General features: G+C 70.1%; 10 protein-coding genes. 4 read left to right on the plus strand and 6 right to left on the minus strand.

What is annotated here, in order from left to right:
• Positions 1–105: 105 nt before the first annotated feature.
• The 4 genes from ACFQ9R_RS24075 to ACFQ9R_RS24090 are packed head-to-tail and all read right to left on the minus strand — an operon-like array spanning position 106 to position 6,171.
• Positions 106–3,711 carry an ABC transporter ATP-binding protein gene (locus tag ACFQ9R_RS24075; protein ID WP_378993439.1) on the minus strand — a complete coding sequence of 1,202 codons (3,606 nt, stop codon included), beginning with the start codon at positions 3,709–3,711 and terminating at the stop codon, positions 106–108.
• Positions 3,711–4,496, minus strand: coding sequence for an ABC transporter permease (locus tag ACFQ9R_RS24080; RefSeq protein ID WP_378993440.1), 786 nt, complete (start codon positions 4,494–4,496; stop codon positions 3,711–3,713). The genes ACFQ9R_RS24075 and ACFQ9R_RS24080 overlap by 1 nt, the downstream gene beginning before the upstream one ends.
• Positions 4,493–5,455, minus strand: coding sequence for an ATP-binding cassette domain-containing protein (locus ACFQ9R_RS24085; RefSeq protein WP_378993441.1), 963 nt, complete (start codon positions 5,453–5,455; stop codon positions 4,493–4,495). Before ACFQ9R_RS24085 ends, ACFQ9R_RS24080 begins: the two co-directional genes overlap by 4 nt.
• Positions 5,452–6,171 carry a hypothetical protein gene (locus ACFQ9R_RS24090; protein WP_378993442.1) on the minus strand — a complete coding sequence of 240 codons (720 nt, stop codon included), beginning with the start codon at positions 6,169–6,171 and terminating at the stop codon, positions 5,452–5,454. Before ACFQ9R_RS24090 ends, ACFQ9R_RS24085 begins: the two co-directional genes overlap by 4 nt.
• Before the next feature lie 174 nt (positions 6,172–6,345).
• Here ACFQ9R_RS24090 and ACFQ9R_RS24095 point away from each other — a divergent pair, with 174 nt between their 5' ends.
• Together ACFQ9R_RS24095 and ACFQ9R_RS24100 are read left to right on the plus strand one after the other, a co-directional pair.
• Positions 6,346–7,140, plus strand: coding sequence for an enoyl-CoA hydratase/isomerase family protein (locus ACFQ9R_RS24095; protein WP_378993443.1), 795 nt, complete (start codon positions 6,346–6,348; stop codon positions 7,138–7,140).
• Between the two features lie 78 nt (positions 7,141–7,218).
• Positions 7,219–8,463, plus strand: a complete 1,245-nt coding sequence (locus ACFQ9R_RS24100; RefSeq protein ID WP_378993444.1) for a class I adenylate-forming enzyme family protein — start codon at positions 7,219–7,221, stop codon at positions 8,461–8,463.
• 10 nt (positions 8,464–8,473) lie between these two features.
• On the opposite strand, the gene ACFQ9R_RS24105 is transcribed toward ACFQ9R_RS24100, so the two are convergent.
• Entirely contained in the window at positions 8,474–9,217 is a 744-nt protein-coding gene (locus ACFQ9R_RS24105) for a tyrosine-protein phosphatase (protein WP_378993445.1), read from the minus strand.
• Between the two features lie 303 nt (positions 9,218–9,520).
• On the opposite strand from ACFQ9R_RS24105, the gene ACFQ9R_RS24110 reads away from it, so the two are divergent.
• Both ACFQ9R_RS24110 and ACFQ9R_RS24115 read left to right on the plus strand, forming a co-directional pair.
• Positions 9,521–10,090, plus strand: a complete 570-nt coding sequence (locus ACFQ9R_RS24110; RefSeq protein ID WP_378638373.1) for a TetR family transcriptional regulator — start codon at positions 9,521–9,523, stop codon at positions 10,088–10,090.
• Between the two features lie 45 nt (positions 10,091–10,135).
• A complete protein-coding gene (locus ACFQ9R_RS24115) occupies positions 10,136–11,314 on the plus strand; it encodes an amino acid deaminase/aldolase (protein WP_378993446.1) in 1,179 nt (392 codons plus the stop codon).
• Between the two features lie 14 nt (positions 11,315–11,328).
• On the opposite strand, the gene ACFQ9R_RS24120 is transcribed toward ACFQ9R_RS24115, so the two are convergent.
• Positions 11,329–11,949 (minus strand): phosphoribosyltransferase, encoded by a 621-nt coding sequence (locus ACFQ9R_RS24120; protein ID WP_378993447.1) that lies wholly within the window; start codon positions 11,947–11,949, stop codon positions 11,329–11,331.
• Positions 11,950–11,955 lie beyond the last annotated feature (6 nt).

Raw genomic sequence — 11,955 nt, forward strand, 5'->3', positions numbered from 1 at the left:
TTCGTTCTTCGCGCTGCGACGTTTGTGACGTGCCCGGCAGGGGAATCAGCGGATGGCTGCCGATGCGCCCTCACCGAGCATATGCCCAGCGGTTGACAGGCGTCGCTACCGGTCTTGGGTCGACACTATGCCCTCTGCCTCCAGCCCCGCCGCCCAGAGTCGGGAGTACCGGCCGTTACTGGCGAGTAGGTCTGACGGTGCGCCGAATTCCACGATACGGCCGTGTTCGACCACCGCGACCAGATCGGCGCGCGCCGCGGTCGCGAGTCGATGCGCGACCACCACGGTGGTCCGCCCCCGTGTCAGCGATCGGCTCGCTACCAGCACCGATGCCTCGGTTTCCGGATCGAGGGTGGAGGTGGCCTCGTCGAGGAGCAGCAGGTCGGGATCGACCAGTTCCGCCCTGGCCAAGGCGATCAGCTGGCGCTGTCCGGCGGACAGCCCGCGGCCGCGTTCACCGACCGGATGATGCATTTTTCGAGGTAAACCATTGATCATTTCCGACGCACCGACGGTGTCGGCCGCGATCGCGATGTCCACCGATGTGGCAAATGTTTGCCCGAATGCAATGTTGCTCGCCACGTCGCCGGTGAACAAGTGAACTTCCTGGGGCACAATTCCCAGCCGCGTCCGGTACTCGGTGAGGACATATTTACGCAGATCCACACCGTCGACCCGGATCGCGCCCGCCGCCGGGTCGGGCGGGAGGTCGTAGAGACGGGCCAGCAGCTTCACGATCGTCGACTTGCCCGCGCCGGTCGGGCCCACCAGTGCCAGCGTCGCGCCGGGCGCAACGGTGAAGGTGACGCCGTCGAGGGCGGGGGCGCTCGCACCGGGGTAGCGGAAGTGAACGTCGTCGAAGCTGATCTCACCGCGCAGGCGATCGACAGATATCGCGTCGGGTGGGTCGGCGGCGATCGACGATGTGGTGCGTAGCAGGTCGCCGATGCGCCGGAGTCCGACCCTGGCCTGCTGGTAGCCGTCGAAGACCTGGGACAGATCCTGGATGGGACTGAACAGCAGACCGAGGTAGAGCACGAACGCGACCAGCGTTCCGGTGGACGTGCGTCCGTCGGCGACGGCGTTGGCGCCCAGGTAGACCACCACGGCCAAGGCCACGTCGGCCCAGGCGAGGCCGAAGGAGAAGTAGGCTGCGATCGCGCGCTGGGCGCGGATCCTGGCATCGCGATAGCGGTGGGAGTATTCGGCGAAACGCCGCGCGGCGGCAGGCTCGTAGCGGGCGGCCTGCACGGCGCGCAGGCCCGCGATGTTCTCCTGGAATCCGGCGTTGACCACCGAGACCCGTTCGCGCGAGACGGTGTAGGCAACCGAGGACACCCGCCGGAAGGCAAGGGTGGCCAGCAGCATCGGCGCGACGGCGATCAGCACCACCACGGCCAGCCCCGCATCGATGAGGAACAGCCCGAGGGCGACGCCGATCAGGGTGATCAGCGCGACCAGCCCGGTGGCGACCCCGGTCTGCAGGAACGTCGACAGCGCGTCGACGTCGGTGGTCATCCTGGTCATGATGCGGCCGGACAGTTCACGCTCGTAGAAGTCCAGGCCGAGCCGCTGCAACTGGGCGTAACTGCGCACCCGCAGACCGAACAGCACGCGCTCGCCCGTGCGCGCGGTGAGAACGGTGACCACGGCGCCGACCACCAGACCGACCAGTACCAGACCGATCCCGATCACCGCCGAGACGAGCAGCGCGGTGTCGTCGCCCGCGGTGACACCGGTGTCGATGGCATAGCGGACCAGCGGCGGGAAGGCGATCCCGACCAGCGCGTCGACGACGAGCAACAGGACGACCACACACACCAGGCCGCGGACCGGGCGCAGCAGTGCGCGCAGGCCGAAGTCGGGTTGGGGTGCGCGCAGGTCGCCGGGCAGGGCGGGGTCTTCGGTGGCCGGTGGCAGTGCGTCGACGGCGGCGCGCAGCTCCGGCGTTTCGCTGAGGTCGGTCGACGCCGACGCCATGGATCGGGGTCTGCCCGCGTCGTCGCGCGGGGTGGTCGGGTCGGCGGCCGTCGGCACCACCGAACCGGTGGGTGCGGGCAGCCGGATGACACGGTCGGCCTGGGCCAGCGTCGATTCGCGGTGCGCCAGGATCAACGTGGTCCGCCCGCCCGGATCGGGCAGGCGACGGAAGATCTCGGCTTCGGTGACGGCGTCCACCGCGGAGGTGGCGTCGTCGAGCACCAGCACGCGGGGACGGGTGAGCAGCACCCTGGCCAGGGCGATGCGCTGGCGTTGACCGCCCGAGAGCGTCAGCCCGCGTTCGCCGATGACGGTGTCGTAGCCCTCCGGCAGTGCGGCGATGAATTCGTCCGCGGCGGCGGCCCTCGCGGCCGCCGCGATCTCCGCGTCGGTGGCGTCGGGCCTGCCGAGCGCGATGTTGGCGGCGATGGTGTCGGAGAACAGGAACGGATCGTCGAAGACGACACCGACCGCGCCGCGCAGCTCGTCGGCGCGCAGGTCGGCCAGGTCGACGCGGGTGCCGTCGGCGCCGACGAGGTTGATCCGGCCCGTATCGGGTGCGTAGAAGCGGGGGAGCAGCAGCGAGAGCGTGGACTTGCCCGAGCCCGCCGGGCCGATCACCGCCACCGTCTCGCCGGGGCGCACGGTGAGATCGAGTTCCTGCAACACCGGTTGATCCGGTTCGAAACCGAAACCGACAGCATCGAATTCGATCCCGAGTGGTCCCGGCGGCAGCTCGGTGGGGTCCGCTGGATCGACGAGTATCGGCGCCGCGTCGATCACCCCGAAGACCCGATCGACGGCGGCCTTGGTGAGCTGAGCCATGATCACCACCGAGGTGATCGTGCGGGCCGAGGACGTCATGGTGGCGAGGTAGGCGGTGAACGCGAGGAAGGTGCCGATGCCGATCGCGCCGTGTGCGGCGAGCACCCCGCCCACGATGATCACCGCGACCAGCCCGGCCTGGGGCAGCGCCGACACCACCGGCGCGAACCTGGCATTGATCCGCGCGGCGCGCATCCGTTCGGCGAACAGCAGCCGACCGTGGTCTTCGAGGATGTCGACCATCCGGGATTCCTGCCCGAATCCCTTCACCACCCGGACTCCGGTCACCGTCTGTTCGACGTGTTCGGCGAGGTCGGCCGCGCGCTGCTGGGCCGACCAGGTCGCCGCGTAGAGCCGGGGCCGCATCCGCAACACGATCAATGCCATCGCGGGCGCGACCAGCAGCGCGGCCAGCGCCAGCGGCGGACTCAGCCACACCATCACCACCGCCGACAGCACGAACTGCAACACGGCCAGTCCCGACCACGGCACCATCGCCAGCAGTCCCTGCACCAGTTGCAGATCGGTGATGGAGCGCGACACCACCTGTCCGGTGCGGATCGCGTCCTGACCCGCGCCGTCGAGCCGCTGGAGGGCGGCGAGCAGCGAAATCCGCAGGCTGTGTTGCGCTTCCAGCGACAGTTTGCCCGCCCAGAGCCTGCGCGCGAACGTGACGACGAACCGGGTCACGGCCAGCCCGGCGAGCAGAGCGGCGGCGCTGCCGATCACCGCGGTGTCGCCCACCTGTGCGGCGTCGACCGCGCGTTTGGTGGCCAGCGGTGCGGCGATCGCGACGGCCGCACCCGCCAGCACCGAGACCACGATGCCCGCCAGCAGCCGCGGATGTTCCAGGCACAGCCGCCAGAGCCTGCGGATCCAGCCCGACGAACCCGCGGTCGCGGGCACTACAGGTCTCGGTTGCGCAGGTCCCACCACCCCGCGGCGCCGACCGCTGCGGTCCACAGCAGCAGGACCACCAGGGCCGCCGGTGTCGGTGCGAAGACCTCGGCCTCGTCGAACGAGCCCGCGCTCACTCCGGCCACCGTGGCCGAGACGGGCAGCAGCGCGGCGAATCCGCCCGCGCCGAAACCCTTGGCCACCACCCAGATCAGCGGTTCGAGCGCGAACGCCCAGCCGAGCACCAGCCACACCGCGCCGCTGAAGGTGCGCAGCAGCAGCCCGATTCCGGCGCCGAGCACCGCCCAGCACATGGCGACCAGCAGACCGGCGGCGAGCACCTCGATCAGCTGCCAGCCGAGTGCGAATTTTCCGCGCGCCGCGACGAGCAGCACCAGGAAGCTCACCAGCTCGGCGGCCAGCGCGACAGCGAAGGCGAACGCGGCGGTGGCGAGGTATTTCACGATGGCCAACCGGTCGCGATCGGGCGCGAACAGCACGCTCAGCGCCATGGTCTTGTGCCGGTACTCACCTCCGGTGGCGGCGATGCCGAGCAGTGCGGCGACCACGAAGACCGCGATCATCCCGAGGTAGAGCCCGACCGTGGCGGCGCCGGTCGCGGGCTGACCCTTCGGATCGGCCGGCCCGGACATGATCGCGGTGATCAGCGTCCCGACCAGTGCCAGCGCGATCGGCGCGGCCAGCAGTAGCCGGGTCTGCCGCAGCGCGACGATCTTGCGCGCCTCGGTATCGATACCGGGAACGAGATCGGCGGGCAGCACGGAGGTGGTCATCGGGGCATCCCATACGAGGTCGGCGCCGGGGCGTACGCGGCGGGATTCGGCGTGGGCACGGTGTGCCGGTGACGGCGGGGTTTGGTGAGCGAGGCGAGCACCCGGTCGGGGTGGATGGGGTCGGCCACGATGCTGCCGATCCGGACCTGCGCGAGCTCCGCGACGGCACGGATGGTGGCCTCGTCCGCCTCGGCGACGGCCAGCCGGCCGTCGGGGCGCATCACCGCGTCGGTGAAGCCCCGTCCCGCCAGCGCGGTCGCCAGTGCGATGGACGGGGACGCGGCGACGACGAGCCGGTCGGGATGGCCGCGGCGCAGCTTGGCCGGTGCGCCCTGCCAGACGACAGTGCCTTCGCTGAGCACCACGAGTTGATCGGCGCTCGCCACCACATCGGCCAGTGCGTCCGAACTCACCAGCACGGTGCCGCCGCGGTTCACCTGGCGGCGCAGCAGCTCGTGCAGCCAGCCGCGTTCGATGCCGTTCGCACCCGCGAACAGATCGTCGAGCACCAGCAGCGGGGGATCGGCCAGCAACGCCATGGCCAGGGCCAGACGCGTCTGCTGACCCGGATGCAGCTGCGCCACCACGGTTTCGGCGACAGCGGTGAGCCCGGTCTCGTCGAGCACCGCCGCGACCCGGCGACGGGACGCGCCCGCGACCGGCGCGTAGCACCGCAGCTGCTCGCGCACGGTGCGTGCCGGATGCAGCCCACGGGGACTCAGTACCGCCCCGACCGCGGCGGGACCGTGGCCGGGGCCCTCGATATCGCCGGTGGTCGGCTGCTGGAGTCCCAGCACCATCCGCAGCACCGTCGACTTGCCTGCCCCCGCGGGACCGACGAGCGCGGTGACCGACCCCGCCGGGACGGTGAAGTCGATCTCGTGGACCGCGCTCACCGGACCGAACTGTTTGCCGACGCCACGCACCAGCACAGCGTCACCGCCGCGGCTCCTGCTCACTTCTTGTTCACCTTGCCGGTGCCGATCGCGGGCAGCGGATCGGCGTCGATCACGTTGTGCAGCGGAGTGGGCCACATCGCCGGCGCGGGGCCGAAAGCCTTGTGCGCGTTCTCGATGGTGACCTTGCCCAGCGCCCGGTTGCCCGCGCCACCGATGGCGGCGCCGATGCCGGCGGGCAGCACTTTGCCCGCCATCAGCGCGGCGCGCTTGGTGATGAAGCGCTTCATGAACTGTTGCAGCAGTTTGCTGTTGATCCCGCCGAGGCCGGGAACCTTGCCTGCCAGCGCGCCCGCCCAGTTCTTCGACTGGGTGCTCAGCCCCTTCTGCACGATCGCCATTCCGGCGTCACCGAGCACGACCGCGAGCACCAGCGCGCGCCGGGCTTCCTTGTTCTCGGGCTCGATGCCGTGCACCGCGGCCTGGGCCAGGGTGAACAGCGCCGACGCCTCCATGAAGAACACGGTCTCGGCGCTCACGGCCCCGAGCGCGGCGATCGTGCCTACCCCGGGCACCGCCGCGGTGGCGCCGACCGCGGCGCCACTGCCGGTGACGGCGAGCAGATACTGCTTTTCGAGCCGTGTCACGATCTGGGCCGGACTCTCCCCGGGATGACGCTCACGCAGGAACTCGACATAGCGGCGTACGGCCGGCGCCTGCAGCTTCGATCCGGTGTCGAGCACATCGACCACGGCTTTTTCGATCGCGTTCTTGAACACGGCGTCGTCCTCCTCTTCGCCCCAACGAGTCGAACTGTAGGGCACTTGCGCGCCCCAGAGCTCATCATGCCAACGACCACCGACAGCCCGCGGTTCCGTGACGTGCGCGACCGATTCCGGTCGGCCGGTCCGACTGACGCTGTCGGCCGCGGGCCCGGGTTCTACGCTGACCCGATGAGTGAAAACCAGCCAACCCGACTCATCCGCGATTTCACCGAAGCCGGCGCCGAGTTCGCGACGATCACCCTCGACCACCCGCCGCTGAACCTGTTCGATCGCACACTCATCGCGTCGCTGATCGCCGATATCGCCGCGGTGCGCCGGCTGCCGCCGCGGGCATTGCTGATCAGGGCCGAGGGAAAGGTCGTCTCGGGCGGAGTCGACGTGAACATCTTCGACGGCCGAACCGTCGAGGAGGGCGCGCAGCTGTGGCGTGAGCTGTTCGAGCAGATCATCCACCCCCTGGAAGCGCTGCCGTGTCCGGTGGTGTTCGCCGCGCACGGGCTGACCCTGACCGCCGCCTTCGAGATCTCGCTGGCCTGCGACATCATCCTGGCCGCGCCGAAGGCGAAGTTCGGGCTGGTGGAGACCGTGGTGGGGCTCACGCCGTCGATGGGCGGGCCGCAGCGGCTCGCCGAGCGGGCGGGTTCGGGCCGCGCCCGCGAGTTCGTGATGACCGGCGACCTCTACCCTGCCGCGACGATGGCCGAGTGGGGCGTGGTCAACGCGGTCCACGAGGATCTGGAGACCGAGGCTCGCGCGCTGGTCACCCGTCTCGCCGACGGCCCGACACGCGCGCACGCGGCGACCAAGCAGATCATCGAGGCGTGGCGTTCCGGCGGTGTGGCACACGCTGATTCGGTGACGCCGGAGGTCTCGGGCGAGCTGTTCGCCACCGCGGACCTGCGCGGCGCGGTCCGCAGCTTTCTCGATATCGGACCGGGTAAGGCGACCTATCGCGGCGAATGAGCGCGCCGACTGCCTGACAGCGATGTGATCCACGTCATATAGTCACAGGTGCGGCTGTATCGACGTACGGAGGTCCGGATGGGTCATGGCGAGCACGAACCGGGCGCGGCCGTCTTCGAGTTCCCCGCCACCAGCGCGGCAACGCAGCTGCGGCGGGGCTCCGACGGCGTGCTGCGCTACGGCGACCTCAGCCCGGCCCTCACCGAACTGCTGGACCTGCGCGTGCACTCGTTCACGAATCGGGAGGCGGTCGTCGAGGTCGGCGGGCCGCGGCTGACCTACCGCGAACTCTGGCACAGCGCTTCGCGGATCGCGGGCGGCCTGCAGGGCCACGGCATCGGCTACGGCGATCGGGTCGCGGTGCACATGCCGACCAGCGCGCGCTGGGTGCAGGCGTTTCTCGGCGCGTTGCTCTCGGGTGCGGTACCGGTGCTGGTGCCCGACGCCCTGCCCGCCGTGATCGCCGACCGCGTGATCGCCGACAGCAGAGCCGATTTCGTCCTCGGCCCCGACGGCCCGCTGCCCGACAGCACCGCCTACATCGATGACGGTGCGGCCCTGGATGATCCGGCGCTGCTCTGCTACACCGGCACCCGTCGGTCCATGCCCGCGGGTGTGGAGTTGTCCAACGAGAACCTGCTGTCGGCGGTGTCGTCGGTGGTCGGCGCGCTCGGGCTGCCCGCCGACGGGTTGCGCAATCTGGTGTTGCTGCCGCTCGCCCATGCCAGCGGGTGCGTGGATCAGCTGCTGCCCACCTTCGCGGTGGGTGGCACAGTCGTGCTCGCGCCGGGTGCGCGCAGTCTCGCCGACGTGCTGGTGCGGGAGCGGATCGACACCGTCTCGGGGACGCCGCGGATCCTCGCCGGGCTGGTACCCGAACTCGTCGCCCGCCGTGCCGGCGCCGGTGTACGCCGGATCAGCAAGGCCTGTCACCGCTCCGAACGCGCCGCCGCGGCGGCCCCCGCCACCCTCACCGCCGCGTTGCGCGGGCTGTTCCCCGCGGCCAAGCAGTGGTCGGTCTGGGGGGCCACCGAGACCAGCGGAATCGGCCTCGTGGTCGACGACACCGAGCTTGTCGACGCCGGATCGGCCCTCGGATTCGCCTTCGGCGGAACCGAATTGGCCCTGGCCGGCCCGCAGGCAGGCACCGGCCACGGCGAATTGCTGTGTCGCGGACCGAATGTCAGCCGCCGCTACTGGAACAACCCCGACGCCTCGGCCGCCCGGTTCAGCGGAAGCTGGTTCCACACGGGCGATTTCGTGAGCATCGATGCCGACGGACTGGTTCGGGTGGACCCGAGCCGTCGCGTCAGCGGGCTCTGATCCGGGCGGGTCAGAGCAGGCGCGCCCGCAGGGCATCGCGGAGGTCGCCGGTGAGGCCGACCGTGGTGAGGTAGGTCTCGATGTCGCCGTGGGTCTCGCGGACGCTGGCGTCGGCGGTGCGCAGGTATTCCTCGCGGACGCCGAGCAGGTCGTCGGAGAGCGCGTCGCCGTTGCCGATCTTCGGTTCCAGCAGCCTGCGCAGCGGTTCGACCGCCGCGTTGCTGGCCAGGAAGTCGGTATACACGTCCTCCTCGGTGACGCCGACCGCGCGCAACAGCGTGGCCACGGCCCAGCCGGTGCGGTCTTTGCCCGCCGCGCAGTGCACCAGCACCGCGCCGTCGCCACGCACGACCGAGCCGGCCAGCTCGGCGATCGCGGTGTGCGCCTCGGGCAGCGTCGGGAAGGCGCGGTAGACCTCGATCATGTGCGCGAACGCCGAGACGGTCTTCGCCTCGTGCGGCGGCGCCTCTTCCATCCGCGAATCGAACGGCGTCACGTGCAGCCGTACGTCGCCGGGCAGGGTGTCGTGGCCGATGTGGTCGATCTCCACGATGCCGCGCAGATCGTGCACATCGGTGACCCGCAATTCACGCAGGGTGTCGTGCCCCTTGTCGTCGAGACCGCTCAGCTGGGCCGACCGCAGCAGGACGCCGGGGCGAACGGTGGTGCCGTCGGCGGTACGAAGGCCGCCCACATCGCGGAAATTGAAGGTGCCGCTGAGAGCGAACTGGTCGGCAGGAGGCGAAAGAGTCACCTGACCAGGTTATCGGCGACTCCGTCGCCGCCGCGCCGAGTTCGCGGATCGGTCACCGGATGTGTTGCGTCCGTTCCGGTGGGTGCCACTGTGCCGTCGCACACACCTCCGGAGCGTCGTCGCTCACACCCACGGAGCTGACCAGGGCCTACTTGTACAATCGACCAGGTGCGCGGATTCCGGCGCGGGGGTGTCGGATATCCAGGAATGCGACAAATTGAGGCCGTATGGTCGGTTTTACAAAAGGTCGCATTCGGATAACAAAACAATCTTTCAGTCTGAAAAGGATGGCTGAACCAGTTCGTGAATCCTGAAAACCTTCTAAGATCGAGCTCGGTGACCACCAAGCTCGCATCGCCGCGGGCAGCGATATTTGTTGCCGAGGAGTCGTCGTTGAGCGCCAGCCGTGAACTAACTGAAATTTCGCTACGGCCCGCCGTATGTGATGCCGTCGAACAAGCCGCCGCCAGTTCGGACGCTACCGGCGTTCGGGCGCTGCGGGTGTTCTTACATGCCGGGCTCAGCACCTACTGGCCGTTGGTGAAGGCCGCGCCTGCCCGGCGAATCGCCGCCTATGAAGCCGCGTTGCAGACCTTGCGTCTGCGGTGGGCGCCCACCGGTGACACCATCGGCGACCCGACCGCCGTCGCGATGTTCCGCGAGATGGACGACGAGGCCGCGGACTTCCTCGGGATGTGCGCGCGCCTGTCCGGCACGCAGTGGCTGGAGCCGGTCGACTCGGTGGCGGGCTACCTCGTCTCGGTGTTCCACGGCGCGGTGCTGCGCTGGCTGGCCGACGGCAACGACGAGACGATCCTCGTGGTGATCGACGACCTGGTCGGCTGCCTGACGCTGAAGGCGGTCGAAAGCTGACGCGCAATGCTGGACGACTGACCAAATAGGTGGTTCAGTAGTCGTGTGACACCGACGACATCGCTGCATCATCTGCACGCGGCGACCGCGGAGCTCGACCCGCCGCTGGCCGCCGTCGACCTGACCGCGCTCGACCGCAACGCCGCCGACCTGGTCCGGCGCGCGAACGGCATCGCGGTGCGGGTGGCGAGTAAATCCGTGCGCTGCCGGGCGGTGCTCGAGCGTGTACTCGGCGACGGACTGACCGCCCGCGACGGCTTCGCCGGGATCATGGCGTACTCGCTGCGTGAGGCCATCTGGCTGGTCCGCCTCGGCGCCCGCGACGTGCTGCTCGGGTACCCGGTTCTCGACCGTGCCGCGCTGGCCGAACTGGCTGCCGCCCCGGCCCTGCTCGAGGCGATCACGCTGATGATCGACGATGTCGCCCAGCTCGAACTCACCCGGGCCGCGCTCGGCACCGACCTGGTCCACCCCCGCGTCTGCCTCGACGTCGACGCGGCTCTGCGGATCGGCCCGCTGCACCTGGGTGCCCGGCGCTCGCCCGTGCGCAGCCCCGAGGACGCCGCCGCGCTGGCCGCCGAAGCGCTGCGGCGCGGGTTCGATGTGGTCGGTGTGATGACCTACGAGTCGCAGATCGCCGGACTGCCCGACAGCAACCCCGCGGTGCGCGTGGTGAAACGTCTGTCCGCACTCGAAATCGGGCGCCGCCGTACCCTGGTGGTCGATGCTGTCCGGGCGGTGACGGGCCCGCTGGAGATCGTCAACAGCGGTGGCACCGGTTCGATCGAAGTCTCGATCACCGATCCCGATGTCACCGAGGTGACCGCCGGTTCCGGCCTCTACGTGCCGACCCTGTTCGACCACTACCGCTCGTTCACGCCCCGCCCCGCGCTGTTCTTCGCCACCCCGGTCCTGCGCAAACCCGCACCGACCATCGCGACCGTCTTCGCGGGCGGCTACATCGCGTCGGGCCCCGCGGGTCCGAGCCGCGTCCCGGTCCCCGTGTGGCCCGCGGGGCTGAAGCTGCTCGGCTCCGAAGGCGCGGGCGAGGTCCAGACGCCCCTGGCCGGTGGCGCCGAACTCGAGATCGGTGATCGCGTCTGGTTCCGCCATGCCAAGGCGGGCGAACTGTGCGAACGCTTCGCCGAGCTCCATCTGGTCGACGAGGCGGGCACCCGCACGACGGTTCCCACCTACCGCGGCGAAGGTCAGTGCTTCGGCTGAGGTCGACAGGCGTCTCAGCGCAGGAGCGCGATGACCTCGTCATCGTCGAGCTGGTGAAAGTCGCTGTACGCCATGCCGACTCCACCCAGGTCGGTGGGCGTCCACAGGCAGACGAGCTCGTCACATTCGCGCTCGACCCGCCGCGCCGCCTCGGGCGCGGACACCGGCACGGCCACCACCAGCAGATCCGGCCGCTGCGCCCGCGCCACCCGGCACGCGGCCACCATCGTGGCCCCGGTCGCGATCCCGTCATCGACGATCACCACCGTGCGCCGCGCCAGGGGAATCGAGTCGCCGACCCGCAGGACCGCCTGCCGACGGCGTAGTTCGGCCCGCTCGGCCAGTTCCACCTCGTCGAACGCCTCGGCGCTCACCCGGCTGTGGTCGACGACGTCACGATTGAGGACCAGCAGTCCGCTCTCCCCGAGCGCCCCCATCGCCAGCTCCGGCTGCGACGGCAGCCCCAGCTTGCGGACCAGCAGGACATCGAGTTCCCCGCCGATCGCCGCGCTCACCGCCGCCGCCACCGGCACACCCCCGCGTGGCAACCCGAGCACCAGTGGACGGGTGGTCCGCAGGTGTTCGAGGGCCGTGCCGAGAGCGCGGCCCGCCGCTGCCCGATCCGGGTACACCATCGCCTC

The organism is Nocardia sp. NPDC056541, assembly GCF_042794235.1.
GTDB lineage: Bacteria > Actinomycetota > Actinomycetes > Mycobacteriales > Mycobacteriaceae > Nocardia.